This window comes from Vibrio sp. Isolate33 (genome assembly GCF_022397895.1).
GTDB classification, from domain to species: Bacteria; Pseudomonadota; Gammaproteobacteria; order Enterobacterales; family Vibrionaceae; genus Vibrio; species Vibrio pomeroyi.
This window is the reverse complement of the sequence record NZ_JAKEUP010000031.1, coordinates 18,785-33,871: the sequence shown is the minus strand read 5'-3', so window position 1 is coordinate 33,871 and position 15,087 is coordinate 18,785. Positions and strand designations below refer to the sequence as shown.

The following is a 15,087-nucleotide window of genomic DNA, read 5'->3' as shown; positions in this document are numbered from 1 at the left end:
GTTTATATGTCATATCGCCTCTTTCTACAGCGGCGACGACCTGTAATTTAAAGCCTAGTGTGTAATCACGCTGAGTGCGCTTAACGTAGGTATTATTTGAAGTAGTCATAATTCGTCCTCAATGTGTAAACACATTTCAGGACGGGACAGACAAATAAAAAAGGGGGAGCCGATGCTCCCCCTTTTTGGTTTCTATGATATTCGCTGTTTTGAGTTAGCTCACCGCTCTTACTTTGCCTTGTTTTAGGTCTGACAGAACCTGCGCTTTCGGACCGTCGGCAATAATGCAGCCTTTCTCCATTACGATCACTCGGTCGACAATATCGAGCATCGACGTTTTGTGTGTGATCAGAATTAACGTCTCGCTTGGAAGCAACTGGTTAAGCTGATGCTTAATGTGCATCTCTGAGCGGTTATCCATAGCACTGGTCGGTTCATCCATTAATAGCACTGGCGGACGACCTAGGAAGGCTCTGGCAATTGCAATCGACTGACGCTGACCACCAGAGAGTAACGCACCGCCTTCACCGACTTGACGCTCTAAGCCAGCAGGATCTTGTTGAGTAAATGCAGTAACACCCGCACGGTTAGCTGCATCCATCACATCACGGTCATCTACTAAAGGACGACCAAGAGTGATGTTGTCTCTTACCGAACCGTAGAACAGATTACTGTCTTGCGGTACACAGCCTATATTGCGTCGTACGTCGACATGGTGAAGCTGCTCCATATCGGTGTCATCTATACGCACATGGCCCTCTGTGGGCTTGTACAGGCCCATAATCAGGCGTTCCAGTGTGGTTTTACCTGAACCGATACGTCCAATGATCGCCACTTTCTCACCGGGTCTAATATGCAGAGTTAAATCTCTGATAGAAGCGACGGGAGAATCCGGATAGTGGAACGTCACTTTGTCGAGTGAGATATGACCTTGGATAATAGGGCGGTGGATGTAGCGCTTACCTTCTTCCTGTTCATCCGGCATCGACATGACTTGCTCAATCAACGTCATCGATGATTTTGCTTGGTTGTAACGAGTAGAAAGCAGTGACAGCTGAACAAGCGGACCAATAGCTCGGCCGCTCAGCATGGTCGCAGCGATCAAGCCACCCATCGTCAGTTCACCTTCCGCTATTAAGTACACACCAAAAATGATCATGCCCACGTTGGTACTTTGCTGAACAAAGCCTGCCGTATTTTGGATGCTGTCGGTAATGCGGCGACTTTTGATATTCCAGTTCGCCATGTGAGCTACCGCTTCTTCCCAACGGAATTGGAATTGGCTTTGCGCGCTGAACAACTTAACCGTCTCTAAGCCAGCCAAACTCTCAATCAAGTTCGCATACTTTTGAGAAGCAAGACGGGAGCCTTCTTCAATGGTACGGCGCAGTGGGCCCTGAATTAATAGCGCGTAGACAATCAGCACGACCACGCCAGCCACAGGAACAAACACCAAGTTGCCAGCCATTAACCAAATTAAGGCTAAGAACATCAGCGCGAAAGGCAAATCAATGAGCGAGCCAATGGTTGCCGAGGTAAAGAATTCACGAATGGATTCGAACTCTTGTAGGTTTTTAGCAAAAGCACCGACCGAAGCTGGCTTGGCTTCCATACGAATGCCCAACACCTTGCTGAACAGCTTTGAGGAGATCAGGATATCGGATTTCTTACCTGCAACATCAATGAAGTAGCTTCGCATTAGCTTTAACAGCAGATCGAAAAGGAACACTACAAAGATACCACTCGCCAGCACCCATAAGGTTTCAAATGCTAGGTTGGGAACGACTTTGTCGTAGACCAAACGAGTGAACATTGGCGCTGCAATGGCAAAGATGTTAATCAGAATAGAGGCGATCAACACATCACGATAGATGTTTTTAGATTCCCAAATCGTGCTCCAAAACCAGTGTCCTTTGCGAGTTTTGAGAACCTCAGGTGAGCGTTCGTCGTAACGAAACTGTTTCTTTACTAAGAAGTAGCGGCCGATGAACTGCTCTTTCAACTCTTCCATTGGAATGATGATTGGCACCATTCCACTTTCAGCCGTAATGATTTCCGCTTCTTGCTTTTCTAAATCGATACTGTTGAGAACACACGCCTCACCTTGTTTTAGCAGTAACACGGCAGGGAGAATCAGGTGTGGGATGTTATCTAAGTCGGAACGATTTTCTTTTGCTACTAATCCCGCACGCTCAGCAGAGCGTGGGAATAGGAAAGGGGTTAGCTTTCCATCAGTTAGTGGCAACCCATTGATCAACGCTTCGGGCGAGTTAGCTAACCCGTAATACCGGCTAACGTAGATCAGTGAGTTCAATAGTGGATCTTGCATGCGATATAACCCTTACAACTATTTATCAACAATGAAGCCTTGGAACACTTCTACGTAGTTATCAGATAGGATATCTAGCTGAGTTTGAGTTTCTATTCGAGACGCGATGGTCGTTACGCCAAGGTTATGAGCCGTTCGTGAGATCGACGTTAGGGTAAATTTCTGTTTTTCGTCATCAAGGTTATGTGTGAACAGGTAATCCAGCTTCACATAGCTTGGGCGGTACTCGTTGATGTAATCCAGTGATTGGAAGTTACGTCCGTAGTTGTCGACACCAAACACCGCTTCAGCGTTGCGGATAGTGTTACACAATAGCGCCGTGTAGTGCGGAACGTTGATGAAACAGTTCTCTGGAATCTCAAAATGCAGCAGGTGAGCGACTGAGGCGTTTTGCTCAAGTGTTTTGCCAATCCAACGGATGAAGCTTGGCTGAGAAATACTGCTTGGTGAGATATTGATAGCGATTGGGCTAGTGACTTCATTGGCATTAAGCTTTTCAATCATCTTCTCGATAACGTATTGATCGAGAATGTGGCTCATTTCTAGTTGCTCTAGTGCGTATAGATATTGGTTAGCACCGTAACGGACACCGTCTTTCTCAATCGCAGAAAACACCTCTTGGTGGTACGTTTTACCAAAGGCATTGTTTGCAGCCTGAAGACGGAAAGTGACTAGGTCGTTGATGATCGCTTCTTCAACCAGCATACGCCATTGCTGTTTACCCATTACCGCGCCGTGGTCGTCAGCGGTGACGTAGCCGTAAGCAAGCTCGCGGTTCGCTTTAGCGCTTGAAAGTGCGTTATCCACCAGCGACATGATTTCGGTACTGGTTTTACGCTTGTTGCTGTAGGTCACGCCCAGTGCAATGTGTGGGTTCGCCATACCTGTTGGATCTGAACCTAGGCTTTGAATGCAATTTACGATGCTGCTCGCGACAAGCTTAAGTTCGCTTTCGTCAATGTTTGGCATGATGAAGCCAAATTCATCGCTAGAGATACGTGCAATAGTGATGTCTGGTGATGAAATAGAGGCCTGTAGCTGTTCAGCCAATTGGTGAACTAAAGCATCGCCTTCTTGATAGCCTTTTTCATCGTATTCTTCGCTAATAAACTCGGCTTTTAGTACGGCCAAACCACCTAAGCTTGATTCTTCTAACCACTGAGTTAGCTGAGACATGTAGTAAGCGCGGTTACCCAGCTGAGAAACAGGGTCGATATAGGCTCTTTCACGCAGCTTCTGAGCTTCCTTCGCTTGGTTCTTAAACGCCAATTCCACTTGAGTAGACATGTGGTTGATGCCATCGACCACTAAGATAAGATCTTTTGTTTTCGGACGAACCAGAGGTTCACCAAATTGATTCTTCGCGATCTGATCCATTTTGGTAATGATCAATGCTAATGGACGCAGTGCTCGCTTGAGGATCCATGAAATCGACACCAAACCCAGTAGGAAGATCGATCCAAAGATGGTCAGTAGTCGTGTGAATGCTTGCCAGAGTTGATCATAAGCCGGGCCCGGGTGACTGACGATCTCAACCTCTGCTAGCTGCATCCAACCACTGGTGATGACGCGGCGGTCGTGAACTGGCTCAAACAAATTTAGGTTAGTAAACCACTGCGGTACACCCGTTGATTTAACAGGGTATGAGCGGAGAATATCCTCGCCGCTGTCTAGGAAAATCAATCGAACGACGGAATAAGAACTGCCATCAAACAGGGCGTTGATAACAGACTCCACCGCCACCTTGTCCTTTTCTTCTAGATAAGGGGCGAGAGCCAATCCAACAGTATTAATGGTATTACTTACCTCAGAGCGTTGCTGCTCCTCTAAGTATCCACGGGTGGTATTGAATTCGATCATAAAAACTGACGTCATCAGTAGTATGAACACCGCAACCATCCCGACCACAAGCTGTTTATATAAAGTCATTGTACCTACTCATCGTAATTGATAATGGGTTTGTTTAATTTTAGAGAGCGCTCACGGGAACGTAAGTCGTTCCATAAGCTCAATCTTGAAGATTTCCCTGCTAGCTTACCGCTGCCCGCTGCTGACTTGATTAACCAAAGATTTTTACCGTTGAAACTGTAAATTGGTCGTAGGTCTGGGCGTTTGGAACCGCGTTTTATCTCAGGGTTTAAGTTGTCTAAAATTAGTGGCTCTGCACTGGGTGTTGAGTAGTACGCCAACACCATGTGGAATTGGTTCAACTCAAGTGCTTTTACGTACACTAATCGTAATTTCTTATCTGGGACGCCGAGCTCAAGCAAAGAGAAGTATTTTGCGATAGTGAAGTCTTCACAGTCGCCGGCATTACTGCCCAAAAACTCCAGTGGTGTCGCCCAGTAGTCGTTCTTTCCCCACAGAATGGTGTCGTCGACAAAGTACATCTGGTTGAAGAACTGGTTTACCGACCTGAGTTTCTCTTTCTCACTTAACCCGTCGTAAGACGTCATGTTTGAGCGCCATGTCGCCACTCGTTTTCCGGCTCTGTCACCGTAGGTTTTGGTGACCGCATCTATCCATCGTTGATCGCTCTTGTTAAGCGCCACAGAGGTAAAAGAGGTGAGGACCAGCAGCAACAGCGATATCCGAGACTTCATAGCCTCTGCTCTTGTCTGTTTGCTGTGTATTGAAAGGCGTCGTTAAACATCAAACGTCCTTACTCTTTTAGTGCGTTGTTTTGAGCGCTTAATATTGGCTTCAACATGTATTCAAGCACGGTTCTTTTGCCCGTGATGATGTCGACAGAGGCCGTCATTCCCGGAATGATTGGCAGTTCTTCGTTTTTACCAAAATTGTGTTTTTCGGTGCGTACACGCACGATGTAGAAGCTGTTGCCTTCTTCATCTTGGGTGGTATCGGCGCTGATGTGCTCTAACACGCCTTCTAGACCACCGTATTTGGTGAAGTCGTAAGCACTGAATTTAACGATGGCTGTCAGTTCTGGGCGTAGGAATGCGATGTCTTGAGGAGCGATTTTTGCTTCGACTAATAGAGAATCTTCAGTCGGTACAATCTCAACGATGTCCATGCCCGGTTGGATAACACCGCCTACGGTATTAATGCCAAGCGTTTTAACGGTTCCGGTTACTGGAGAAACCACCACGGTACGGTTTACTCTGTCTTCTAGGCCAACGGCCGATTCGGTCAGTGCAGAGAGCTTATCTTGTGCTTGATTGAGCTTTTCTTGTTGTTCTGATCGGAAGTTCAACGCGGCATCAATACGGCTGAGCATAGATTCTTTGATGGCAGAACGTAGGAGAGGGACTTTGAGTTCGCTTGAGGTCATTTCTCGGCGAGTATCGTTTACTTGTCTTTGGAGCTTAAGTAATTCAATGCGTGGTACCACACCTTCATCAGCAAGGGGTTTGGTGATATCCAGTTCTTGGCGAGCAAACTGGTAGCTCTGTTTTAGGTTGCGGACACGTGCTTTAATTTCGACAAGGTCTTGTTGTTTCTGTTCAACTTGTTGATCAAAAACGGAAAGTTGGTTTTTTAGGTTGTTAAGATCTTGGCGGTATTCTGCTTTTTGACGATTAACCAGTTGAGGTTGAAGCTCGTAAAACTTAGGTGGGAAGGCAAGCTTGCCGTAATCGAGAGTGACACTTTTCTTCCACTCTTTTTCAGAGAAATCTTCGTTGATAACGACACTGGTTAATGAAGCAGAGAGCATTAACACGTTGGCGGTTAAGTTGGCGACCTGTTGTTCACGCTCACGGAAGTCTGAACGAAATCGAGTGTCATCGATCAACAGTAGTTGCTGGCCTTTTTGAACTTGTTGACCTTCTTTAACTAAGATCTCTTTAACTAGGCCACCCTCAAGGTTTTGCACCACTTGGATTTGGGAAGAGGGGATGACCTTGCCTTGACCAACGGTGACTTTGTCTATTTCAGCCCAAGCGGACCACCCAATAGCAGCAATAAAAAACAGAACGATCACCCATAACATAATACGCGCACTGGTAGGCGTATTGAGGAGTAGCGCGGCGGTTTTATCGTCGACGTACTCTAGTTCGGTTTCGTTCAATTTGCTGAAATTCTTCTGGCTCATAACAGTCCTTGTTTGCTAAATAAAAGTGCAAGCCTATTGAGTGTATTCTTACTTTTGATAAATGTTAAGATTTTGCTCCTTTAAATCTTTGAATTTATATATTTTTTAGATTCTATCAATTTTTGAAATCCGTTTTGTCGAGTTGATGCTTTCTTAGCTTGTCATAGAGCGTTTTTCGCGACACTTGCAGCTCTTGTTGTACTTCTTTTAAGCGCCCTTGATGGCGGTGTAGCGCCTCGATCAAGATAATCTGCTCAAAGCTATCGGTACGTTGGCTTAATGATTGTTGTTGCTCTTCAATACTTACATCAAGCTGGCTTTCAGCGTTTTGCTCATGTTCATCGTTGTCGATCGACGGTTGCTTCACTTGGGTCAGTACTCTGAGTTCTGCATGTTGGCGCAGCTGGCGAATGTTTTCACTCCAATTAGTGGTGATCAGCCGTTGAATCTCTTTCTCTGTGATAACTGGTGGTGGCAACTGATAGCGACTTGCTGCACCGCGAGCAAAATGTTTGAACAAAGAGCCAATATCTTCCGTTCTTTGCGCCAAGGGTAGTAAATTAAAACGGCGCAGTTCACCTGTAATTGTAGTAGGAACTACTGTAGTTGCGATAATGATACAAGTTGCATTGGTCTTGCATGAGTTTTCACGAAGTAGAGTGGGTTTTAGAGCGGTTAACCATAACCATTGCTGCGAAGTTAACGCTTCTGTTTCATGGATATAGAGTGTTCCACCCTGATGTTTGTGGAATAACTGCAGAACAAATTGATCAAACGTCGCTTGGTCACTACGAGGTAAATTGAATGCCGCAATCGGGCAAAGCTCAGCGGTTGAGTGGCTATGCAAATCGTGCGTGTACTGGGCGGTGATTCGTTTTCCCGTTCCGATATCGCCAACAAACAACAACAGCGGGTTTTGTTTGCAGTCTAATGTGATTAGTTCACGGCGTAATGTCTGCATCGATGGAGATTGGCCAATTAATTTGGGGCCAACCTGATTCTGCATCGCGAGCTCTTTTCTCAATAGGTTGTTCTCTTCTACCAAGGCGAGCTTGTCGGCCGCTTTTTTGACTGCCGTTAATAGGGCATCGACCACAAACGGCTTTTCCAGAAAATCATAAGCGCCGGTCTTCATCGCGGACACCGCAGTTTGCACATCGCCATGCCCAGTCAGCACTATGATTTGAAAGTTAGGATTCTGGCTCAGCAACTTCTGGGTAAATTGAATACCGTCCATTACTGGCATGTGGATGTCAGTAATCACGATGCCAGCTTGTGCGACGTCTATCTGCTTGAGCGCCTCAACGGCATTAGGGAAGCAGACAATGTCGATGCCTTCAATCAGCATGGCTTGTTCTACCGAGTCTCGGATAGCGGGTTCATCGTCGACAAAATAGAGTTTGGGCATAGAGTGCAAAGCCGTGTCCTTAGCAGTATGTGAGATTAGCAATAATGTGAAATTCGTTTTTTCGTTAACAATAACGATGTGCGTTAGTCGTTAACTTTGGATAACGGAATGTTAAGCGAGAATACCATGCCTGTCGGCTCCAACAGGGTTGCACTGATCGAGCCGTGATACGCTTCAATAATCCGCTTCGATATAGAGAGTCCAAGCCCTAAGCCTTCTGGCTTGGTGGTGAAAAACGGGTCAAAAAGTTGTTCAAGCTTGTCGGCAGGCATGCCAATTCCGTTATCCCAAATGATCACCTGACACATGTCTTCATGCAGCTGCCATTCAACGCCGATTTGTGGGATAGCCTGTTGAGCTGCTGTTTCTTGGAACGAGTTTTGTTGAAGATACAGAGCTTGCTGATCGATGGCCTGCTGCTGAAGTGCTTGAGTCGCGTTGTGAATCAGATTCACCAGCACTTGTTCAAGCTCGGTCGGATGAATCGCGATATTAATGTCATCCGGTACCGTGCTTAACCTGAGCGTGATGCCTTGCTTGATCATCAGTGCGCTGAGAATGCTGGTGGCGTTGTTGATCGCTTGATGCAGGTTGGCTACATGATGTTCTTGTTTGGTCACCTTACGAGTGAACACCTTAAGGCGGGCGATGATCTCGGTAATCGAGGTGTTTAACGCGATCATTTTGCCTAGGTTACTTTTCACCAAATCGGTTCGATCCATCTCGAGCAGTTTTAAGCTGTTCTCGCTGTAGGTTCTGAGTGCGGCAAGCGGTTGGTTGATTTCATGGTTAATGCTGGCTGACAGCTCGCCCAGAACGGCTAATTTGGCGGTTTGGGTCAGCTCTTGTTCTGTTTGTTTCAACTTCAATTGCGACTCTTGGTACTGAAAGATGGTTTGCTGAAGCTGTTGGTTTGATTGCTTCAGATATTGGGTGCGCTTATCTACCGTTTGTTCCAGATTTTGGTTGAGTCGGGTCAAGGCCACCTTTGCCAGGTAGGTTTGGCGCCATGACCAAGCAATCAGCATTACTAAGCTATAAATAACAACAAAGGTGATGTCGATCTGCATCACCTTAAGCAGTTCGGCTTTGGTCTCTTTCAAAGCCACCACTTGATATCGGTTGTCGCTGACGGCTGCAGGGTAAAGATTAAAAGTCCCAAGCTTGAATAACTGGTTGGCGGTGAGTTCTTTTCGGATTTCGTTGGATTGACGGTGGTTAGCCTGGCTGGCGCTGTTAGCTTCTGGCTGAGAGCTTGAAGAGCGAAAGGCTTCAATGATCGAAATTTCGCTCTGACCGTATTGGCGTTGAAGTGCGATATCGGTTTGTTGTTGCTGAGTTAATGGCAGCAAGGAATGATAAAGCCAAGGCGCTTGGCTTGAAAGAAACACTACTTGGTTCGAGTCGAGTACCACGATCTCAAAATCGTCGCTAGTCAGGATGTTTTCTAGGTTTTCTAAGCTCACTTTTACCGTGATAACTCCGACGATTTCCTCGTCGATATACATAGGCGAAGACAGAAAATAGCCTCGTACGTCTGAGCGAGCACCTAGCGCGACGTATTGGGTTTTGTTGCCTTTAATAGCAGAGGCAAAGTAGGGACGAAACGAGAAGTTTTCGCCAACGAAGGTTCGTGGCTTTTGATAGTTACTCGAGGCTACGACAGTGCCGCTTGGATCATGGATATAGATGGTGTCGGCTTGGCTTTGTCCCGACCACTCGAGTAACAAGTTATTGAGCTGCGCCGCGGAAATCCTGTCTGCTTGTGGTGATTTGTCGAAGTAAGACAGCAAGCGCGGATCGTGGCTGAGCAGATCAGGGATCTGTTTGAATTTATCCAACTCAGAATCGATTTGTAGATTCGCTTTATTGGCCGCTTCGTTGAGTTGTTGAGTGACGATTTTTTCTTGAAATTGCACTGCCAAAAAGTGTGTTGCTGTCAGCCCTGCTGCTCCCAGTAGCAAAGAGAATAAAACGAAGGGCGTCATTAGGTTAGGCAGTATTTTGGTCACTGGGATCTCAGCTTGTCATCGGTTTGTATAAAGATTATCAATATGATGGAGAGAGTACCGAGATCTTGTTAACACAGAGCACCTTCTATGAGACAAAACCAAGGCTTAGACTTGTGTTTCAAAGGATTACGGCGCAAAATCACAAAAAAATTAAAAGGAGCAACCAAATGGAACTGACAGATATTCGTCGCGAATACGCTAAGGGTGGATTGAGACGTAAAGACTTGGCCGCAGACCCGATTGAGCAATTCAATCTATGGCTAGAGCAAGCCATCGAAGCTAAGTTGACTGACCCTACTGCCATGACAGTTGCTACGGTTGATGAAAATGGTCAGCCATTCCAACGCATTGTTCTACTGAAGAATGTCGATAAAGACGGCTTTGTTTTTTACACCAACTTAGGTAGCCGTAAAGCGCATCAACTTGAGCATAACAGTAAAATCAGCCTACATTTCCCTTGGCACCCACTTGAGCGACAAGTTCATATCACGGGTACGGCTGAAAAGCTGACTGCGATGGAAAACATGAAGTATTTTTCGTCACGCCCGAAAGAGAGCCAGTTAGCTGCTATTGCAAGTAAGCAAAGTAGCCGTATTTCGGCACGTGGTATCTTGGAAGGTAAATATTTAGAGCTGAAACAGAAGTTTGCGAAAGGTGAGATTCCTGTGCCTTCTTTCTGGGGTGGTTTCCGTGTGCGTGTTGATAGCATTGAATTCTGGCAAGGTGGCGAGCACCGCTTGCATGATCGCTTCTTGTTCTCACGCCAAGACAACAGCTGGGACATTGATCGCTTAGCGCCTTAGTTCTAGCCAGTTGCATCAATCAAAAAATACCGTTGATTTTGTGTTTACTCACATCAACGGTATTTTTTCGTCTGTACTTTCATCTGGATGCGAGCTTACGGAACCGTCAATCAGTCGCTGTGTAGAACCACCGAGATCTGTTTTTTGAGTAGGGTCTCGGGAATCACAGAGCCTAATCCTGAATCCAACGCATATTCTATTAACTGGCTTTTGCTGCGCGCATCAAACTTCTGCTTTAACCTCGCGACATGGCCTTCGACGGTCTTGATTGAAATATTCAACGTCAACGCAATGTACTGGGGTTTCTTACCGAAAAGCAGTAAGAACAACACTTCTGATTCTCTTGCTGTTAGCTTCTTTTGTAGTTTCGATACTCGCGGTTTTGATCCGGCAATCGATGCCTGATTGTCTTTCGCGCACGTCGCCTGACATACCCAATGACCGACTTCTAGAATCGCCGTGTCTGTCAGTTCTTGGCCATAGAAAATCGTGCCTTGAACCCTGTCTTCGTCATCAAGCCAAGGGGTTTTGGTAAAGATATGTGCGTGCCAGCGGCCATCAGGGTAGGGGTGAATATCGAGGATCTTGAGTGTACTGCGCGTGTCCATCACATGCTTGTCTTGAGCTCTGAAATCTTGAGCGCACTCGATGGTTTGGCTCGGCATGTCAAAATCGGTCAAGCCAGTACATGTCTCGCCCGGTTTTAAGCCAATCAGCTGGTTGTAAGCGAGATTTGCATATACGAAGACCGAGTCAGTATCTTTGCAGCCCCAGCAGCCTGGAAGTTGTTCAAATAAAGAACGATGTATGGAGTTGAGTGGATCTGGCAAGGTTTTATCTCGTAATCAGAAGTATAACGATGATATCAGTTTCTTATAGCGCTGCAATGGTAATTAGAGAGTGAAATCGGTACTGGAATTTGGGGTTGAATATCTGTTAAACGGATTGCTGATGAACTGCTTCAATCAAGGGGAATAGATAAACGAAAAGGGTGATAAACAGGCAAAAAAAAGCCAGCCTGAAGAGGGGCTGGCCAAAGACAAGATATGCCTTGTCGACATGTAGAAGATTTTCAGTTTAATTCACGAGGGTCATGCAAATTAAACTGAGGCATCAGTTAGATACCCAGAGTGACTTACTACTCTATCGACGAATCTACTCCTAGGAATGCTAATGCATAAGGGGGGAATTCCCCTATAAACGCCGCTCAATGTGAGAATTGAGAACCTAGAGTAAATATTTTAAAACTTCAGCAAGTAATGGAGAGCTTATAGCTCTCGCAATACTCGGAATCCTAGGTAGTTGGCTGCGGTTGAAGGTGCAACGTTCAGTTCGTTATACACTTTCGCTTCTTCTGGAGAGAAACTCCAAGCTCCACCCTTCGCTAAGCCTTTTTGAGTGGTTGTCCATTCCCATACGTTACCCACCATGTCGTAGAAACCAGTAGGCGTCGGTAAGAATGATTTAACTGGTGATGTGCTGACGTTTGACCAAGGTGTGCCTGCCCAACCTGTATTGGCTTTGCCAGAGCGGAATTCGTTGCCCCACCAGAAGTTGGTGTCTTGGCCTGCTCTTGCTGCTGCTTCCCACTCTTGTGGTGTTGGTAAACGGTAGGTAAAGCCTGTGTTGTCAGATAACCAACGAGTATATGCCTTGGCATCGTTTTGGCTCACACAAACCACTGGAGAGTTATTCGCTTGCTTAAAGCCAGGGCTCTGCCAGTCGTTGTCAGAAACGGTGGTGATCTCGGCATTAACAAAGGTGTCGCAGGTGTTCATCAGCTCTGCATCTGTCTGGTAGCCAGTGCTTTCAACGAATGCTTTAAAATCTTGAACACGGGTCGGAGTTGCGGCTAATGCAAATGGCTGTTTGATGGTCACCTGCTTGGCATTGTTTTCACCTAACAAGTAGCGACCAGAGCCAACCACAATCATTTCTGGGCTCTGAATGTCGTTACCCATAGGGTCGGCAAACTTAGTACCGACATTCAGTGAATTTTGTTTGGCTTGTAGTACGGCTCTTAGGTTGTGATCACGGGCGATTTTCAGCTCTTGGTGGAAAGAAAGGTAGCCTTCTTTCTCGATCGTCACCATGTGTTGGCCTGTTGGCAGCATGATTTCAACTGGCGTGCTGCCATAGTTCACGCCGTTAATCGACACCTTATCGTTGTACTGGTTGGAACGAACCACCAAGTTAACCCAAGCGACTTCTTTTTGTTGGTCGTTGGCTTGCTGATCGCTCTGTGTGAAACAGTTTGATGACTGAATACCCAATAGGCGACAAGGCGTGTTCTTATTTGGACGAGTTTCTAGATTTGCAGTAATCACCGCTCGGTAACGGTTATCTTCAGAGAAGCCTGAGGACTTCACTTTGTGTTGCAGTACGTGAATGTTCAGTGAAGCAGACGCCAAGTGTTCTTTCATTGTTTTCGATTCAGTCGCGTTGTCGACAAGGCTGTGTTGGAACTGTTTTACCGCTTTTTGCAGTGCCAAGGTCACCGTTTGATCAGAACACTGTGCCAGTGTCATGTCGTTGCTACAACGGTTAGTGAAGCTGACGGTTTGTTCTTCCGTTTGAGTGATCTCGTTTCTTAGTCGCTCGGCTCTTGCTCTTAGCTTGTCTTGATTCAGGTTTGCAATTGAAGCTTCTGCGACTGCTTTCTCCGCTTGAATCGCTTCTAGCTCCATCATCAAGCCTTGTTGCTTCTGCTCAGAGTCTGAAATCGCAAGCTTGCCTTCTTTGACTACCTTCCAAGCGCCTTGAAAGCGGTTTTGAGCTGGCGAGATATCGAAATCGGGCTCATCAATCATGCGCGTGTAGTCTTGCTCTAGGTTTGCTTTCGCCGTCGCGAGTTTTTGTTCTGCTTCCGCAGATTGTTTAGCTAGACGGGTAGTTTGCTGTGCTTGATTGTCGACTTGGTTTTGCTTGTCCACTAGTTTTTTCTCAACAGCCGTCAGGTCGGCGTGTTTTTCGAAAAGTGAGCTTTCAATGTCGGTGACAGATGACGCGATCGCTGGTGGCGTTGCCTCAGCAAAAACAGCTGGTGTCATTAAGCAGGGAGCAAGTGCAAGTAATAGAGTAGGAAGACCTTGGCGCATGATGGGCTACTTCAATCGTAATTTAGGTGAATCGAATATTCTAAACGAGAACGCCATTTCGTCTGCAGCTACTGTTTAAAACGACCATACAAGTTTATGACGATCATACAGTTTATAACTATCAACAAAATGGCGAGTGTTCATTCAGTTTTGTGAAATAGGCACGGCTATCTGATATAGAGCTAAGTGTTTATATTGGCTTAGCTCTATGTAGAAAGGGTGTTTAGCTTTCTTTGCTAGGAAGAAGCTTAACCCAAATAGTGTCGCTGCCGTTGACGGTAACTGTGCGGTTGTAAGACTCGTAACCTTGTTTTGAGATGGTTACTTGGTGACGACCGCTTGGTAGCGCAACCTCAAGAGGCGTGCTGCCGTACTTGATGCCATTGATAGTCACTGAATCATTGTATTGATCAGAACGTACCGTCACGTTAGCCCACTGTTTGTCACCCTTTTTAACAACCGCTGCATTGCTGCCTGTTAAACAGTAGCGGGTTGAAACGTTCAATAGGTTACACGCAGCAACCGCTTCAGGTTTTGCTTGAAGCTGAGCTTGCATCTGCATGAAGTAAGAGTTGTTACCAGAGAAGCCGCTCTTGATTGCTTGGCTGTCTTGAACATGGATGTTCAGCTGAACGCCTTGTAAGTTTTGCTTCGCTAGCGTGCTTTCTGTGAGCTGCTCAAGTAATTGGCTCTTGAACGTTTGCACGGCTTTTTGGTTGGTCAGGTGTTTACCCTGTGCAGTACACTCACCCAGTGTCATTGTTGATGAACATGTGGTGGTGTAGCTGGTTTCAAGAACCGCACTTTCACGCAGCTCTGTTGCAATACGTTTTACGCGAGCTTCAACTTTTGACTCTCTCAAGTTTGCCAGCTCATTATTCAGGCGAGCTTGCTTTTGCTTGATTTGAGAAAGGTGAATTTCACCTTCGTTCATCGCTTGTTGATTGTCTAGTTGAGCAGATTGATTTTCTTTAACCGCAGCCCACGCATCTTGGTAACTTTTCTGGAAAGAGACCAGATCTGTTTCTGGATCTTCAAGTAAGCGACTGTACTGTTTGTCAAGTACAGACTTGGCTCTGTTACGTTTTGCCTTAAGTTCTTCACCTTCGCGCAACAACTTACTGTTTTTGTTTTGTAGTTGTTTTAGGTTCTCAGTCGCCGATACTTTGGTTGCTGAAATACGCTCAATATCTGAGTTTTTCTCTGTTAGCTTTGCATCGATAGCTGAAACGGGATCGACTTGATTCAGTTCTTCAGCGGATACCGATGCAGATACCCAAAGTGGGGATAGCGCAAGTAAAAGCGCTGAAATTCGAAAGTTAGTCATAGGTCCCTGCAACTTGTAGATTGAAATTGGCTCGTTAATAAAGTGTCTACTTCCTA

Annotated in this window: 10 protein-coding genes; 1 reads left to right on the top strand and 9 read right to left on the bottom strand. The window is 46.0% G+C overall.

Annotated features, from left to right (window positions below; genetic code table 11):
- Positions 1–214 precede the first annotated feature (214 nt).
- From L1D37_RS23430 to L1D37_RS23405, 6 genes are all read right to left on the bottom strand, one after another.
- Positions 215–2,329 carry a type I secretion system permease/ATPase gene (locus L1D37_RS23430; RefSeq protein ID WP_176679079.1) on the bottom strand — a complete coding sequence of 705 codons (2,115 nt, stop codon included), beginning with the start codon at positions 2,327–2,329 and terminating at the stop codon, positions 215–217.
- 18 nt (positions 2,330–2,347) lie between these two features.
- Positions 2,348–4,258, bottom strand: coding sequence for a LapD/MoxY N-terminal periplasmic domain-containing protein (locus L1D37_RS23425; protein ID WP_176679080.1), 1,911 nt, complete (start codon positions 4,256–4,258; stop codon positions 2,348–2,350).
- A gap of 5 nt (positions 4,259–4,263) precedes the next feature.
- The gene (locus L1D37_RS23420; protein WP_017629972.1) at positions 4,264–4,932 is read right to left on the bottom strand and encodes a transglutaminase-like cysteine peptidase; all 669 of its coding nucleotides are present in this window, start codon (positions 4,930–4,932) and stop codon (positions 4,264–4,266) included.
- A gap of 59 nt (positions 4,933–4,991) precedes the next feature.
- Positions 4,992–6,383, bottom strand: a complete 1,392-nt coding sequence (locus L1D37_RS23415; RefSeq protein WP_132761657.1) for an HlyD family type I secretion periplasmic adaptor subunit — start codon at positions 6,381–6,383, stop codon at positions 4,992–4,994.
- A gap of 115 nt (positions 6,384–6,498) precedes the next feature.
- Positions 6,499–7,791, bottom strand: a complete 1,293-nt coding sequence (locus L1D37_RS23410) for a response regulator (RefSeq protein WP_239849295.1) — start codon at positions 7,789–7,791, stop codon at positions 6,499–6,501.
- A gap of 83 nt (positions 7,792–7,874) precedes the next feature.
- Positions 7,875–9,803: an ATP-binding protein gene (locus L1D37_RS23405; RefSeq protein ID WP_239849294.1), complete on the bottom strand. Its 1,929-nt coding sequence runs from the start codon at positions 9,801–9,803 to the stop codon at positions 7,875–7,877.
- 167 nt (positions 9,804–9,970) lie between these two features.
- On the opposite strand from L1D37_RS23405, the gene pdxH reads away from it, so the two are divergent.
- Positions 9,971–10,606 carry a pyridoxamine 5'-phosphate oxidase gene (gene pdxH, locus L1D37_RS23400; protein WP_017061203.1) on the top strand — a complete coding sequence of 212 codons (636 nt, stop codon included), beginning with the start codon at positions 9,971–9,973 and terminating at the stop codon, positions 10,604–10,606.
- Between the two features lie 110 nt (positions 10,607–10,716).
- Here the strand turns inward: pdxH and L1D37_RS23395 are convergent, their stop codons facing one another.
- The 3 genes from L1D37_RS23395 to L1D37_RS23385 form a co-directional block, all read right to left on the bottom strand.
- The gene (locus L1D37_RS23395; protein WP_239849293.1) at positions 10,717–11,436 is read right to left on the bottom strand and encodes a helix-turn-helix transcriptional regulator; all 720 of its coding nucleotides are present in this window, start codon (positions 11,434–11,436) and stop codon (positions 10,717–10,719) included.
- 438 nt (positions 11,437–11,874) lie between these two features.
- Positions 11,875–13,704 (bottom strand): formylglycine-generating enzyme family protein, encoded by a 1,830-nt coding sequence (locus L1D37_RS23390; protein ID WP_239849292.1) that lies wholly within the window; start codon positions 13,702–13,704, stop codon positions 11,875–11,877.
- 223 nt (positions 13,705–13,927) lie between these two features.
- Complete coding sequence (locus tag L1D37_RS23385; RefSeq protein WP_239849291.1) at positions 13,928–15,031, bottom strand: PEGA domain-containing protein; 1,104 nt, start codon at positions 15,029–15,031, stop codon at positions 13,928–13,930.
- Positions 15,032–15,087: the final 56 nt, after the last annotated feature.

Coding starts and splice junctions, on each gene's coding strand:
- L1D37_RS23425 (WP_176679080.1), bottom strand. CDS start 4,258: ATGACTTTATATAAACAGCTTGTGGTCGGGATGGTTGCGGTGTTCATA.
- pdxH (WP_017061203.1), top strand. CDS start 9,971: ATGGAACTGACAGATATTCGTCGCGAATACGCTAAGGGTGGATTGAGA.
- L1D37_RS23390 (WP_239849292.1), bottom strand. CDS start 13,704: ATGCGCCAAGGTCTTCCTACTCTATTACTTGCACTTGCTCCCTGCTTA.
- L1D37_RS23410 (WP_239849295.1), bottom strand. CDS start 7,791: ATGCCCAAACTCTATTTTGTCGACGATGAACCCGCTATCCGAGACTCG.
- L1D37_RS23415 (WP_132761657.1), bottom strand. CDS start 6,383: ATGAGCCAGAAGAATTTCAGCAAATTGAACGAAACCGAACTAGAGTAC.
- L1D37_RS23385 (WP_239849291.1), bottom strand. CDS start 15,031: ATGACTAACTTTCGAATTTCAGCGCTTTTACTTGCGCTATCCCCACTT.
- L1D37_RS23430 (WP_176679079.1), bottom strand. CDS start 2,329: ATGCAAGATCCACTATTGAACTCACTGATCTACGTTAGCCGGTATTAC.
- L1D37_RS23420 (WP_017629972.1), bottom strand. CDS start 4,932: ATGAAGTCTCGGATATCGCTGTTGCTGCTGGTCCTCACCTCTTTTACC.